The sequence below is a fragment of the Mesorhizobium sp. M4A.F.Ca.ET.020.02.1.1 genome (genome assembly GCF_004022645.1).
Classification (GTDB): domain Bacteria; phylum Pseudomonadota; class Alphaproteobacteria; order Rhizobiales; family Rhizobiaceae; genus Mesorhizobium.
The window spans coordinates 1-1,703 of record NZ_RZOI01001003.1 but is presented as its reverse complement, the minus strand read 5'-3'; the positions used below and the strand labels follow the sequence as shown (position 1 = coordinate 1,703).

The following is a 1,703-nucleotide window of genomic DNA, read 5'->3' as shown; positions in this document are numbered from 1 at the left end:
GAAGAGGTGCCGGCGATCAGCGCCAGATGCCGGCTGATGTTCTTTTCGTCGCCGGCAAAGCCACCGAGGACGCCGAGCGCGCCGGCATAGGCGTCGATGACGCCGGCGCCGACCCGGCATTTTTCGGTCAGGCCCAGCTCTGCCGCCGCTTGCGCCGTCAACGGGCCGATATCGGCGCCAACCGGACTGGCCTTTTCCGGCAAATTGCCGTGCTCGAACAGGTCGCCGAGGCCAACGGCCTCGAAGAAGTCGCGCCGCCAGCTTGTCTTCTCATGCGCCAGATAGGTCCACTTGGCGGTCAGCGTGCATTGCGAGCGAGCCAGCGAGCCGGTCGCCTTCCAGGTCAGGAAATCAGTGAGGTCGAACAGATAGCCGGCTTCGTTCCATGTTCCGGGCAAATGGCGCTTCAGCCACATGAGCTTGGGCGTCGCCATTTCCGGCGACATGACGCCGCCGATATAATCGAGGACGGCGTGGCCGCTCGCCGTGCATTCGTCGGCTTCGGCGATGGCGCGATGGTCGAGCCAGACGATGGTGTCCCAGCGCTTTTCGCCGGTGACCGAAACACTGAGTTGTTCGCTATCCCTGCCTCGCACCACGAGCGAGCAGGTGGCGTCGAAGGAAATGCCGACGACATCATCGGCCGCGACCCCGGCCTTGGCGACGGCGGCGCGCACGGCCTTGCAGACGGCCGACCAGATATCGCGCGAATCATGCTCGGCGTGATCGGCCTTGGGCTGATGCATGGCGATCGGATGATCGGCGCGCCCGAGCAGGGTGCCACGGGAGTCGAGAATGCCCGCGCGGGCGCTCCCGGTGCCGACATCGACCGCGCAAACGAAACTGTTGGTCAAGATGCTTTTACTCTCGCTCCCAGGCCTGCAATCAGATCGGGCAATTGCAGCATGTCAGCGAATATAAAGTCCGGTTCACTCGACGCAAGCCGCGCTTTCAAGGCGGGGTTGTCGGCATGCGAGCCGCCGGTGAAGGCAAAGACCCGCATCCCCGCCGCGCGGGCCGCGGCGACGCCGGCCGGACTGTCCTCGATGACCAGGCATTTGCGCGGTTTTGCCCGCATGCTGGCGGCGGCATGGAGGAAAAGGTCCGGCGCCGGCTTGCCGCGCTTGACCATGGCGGCGCTGAACAAATGCGGCTCCATCAGCCCGAGCAGCCCGGTGACCTCGAGCGCGTAGCGGATGCGCTCCAGCGTGCCGGAGGACGCGACACAAAAAGGCAGGCCAAGTTTCGGTAGCACCTCCTTGATGCCGGGGATCGGCTTCAATTCCTCACGGAACTTGCGCATCAGGTCGACGCGCATCGTGGTGAGGTGCTGGTCGCTGATCTCGAGCCCAAACTCGCTGCCGAGGATCTCGCGCACGCTCTTCATGCTCTTGCCGAGGAAGTGCTCGTAGGCGGCATCCTCCGAGACCATGCCGCCGGCGAGCGCGATCATGCCGAGCAGTGCCGAGACCGACAGCGCCTCGCTGTCGACCAGCACGCCGTCACAGTCGAAGATGACCAGTTCAGGCGTCATCCTGGCTGCTTCCGGCGGCTTCAGAGCTGGCCGGCGAGATAGCGCGTCAGCGTCTCGCGCGCGCCGTTTGCCCACAAGACGTCGAGCGCATGGGCAAAGGCCTCGGCGAAGGCGGCGGAACGGCCGACATCGCCATAGATGTCCTCCATGGCAAGCCAGGCGCCGGGGG

2 protein-coding genes are annotated in these 1,703 nt (G+C 65.4%); both read right to left on the bottom strand.

What is annotated here, in order from left to right; genetic code table 11:
- The coding region (locus tag EN742_RS34150; protein WP_245492467.1) for an FGGY family carbohydrate kinase at positions 1 to 854 on the bottom strand (854 nt) is incomplete at its 3' end.
- Positions 851 to 1,534, bottom strand: a complete 684-nt coding sequence (locus EN742_RS34145) for an HAD-IA family hydrolase (protein WP_126057035.1) — start codon at positions 1,532 to 1,534, stop codon at positions 851 to 853. The genes EN742_RS34150 and EN742_RS34145, both read right to left, overlap by 4 nt.
- Positions 1,535 to 1,703 lie beyond the last annotated feature (169 nt).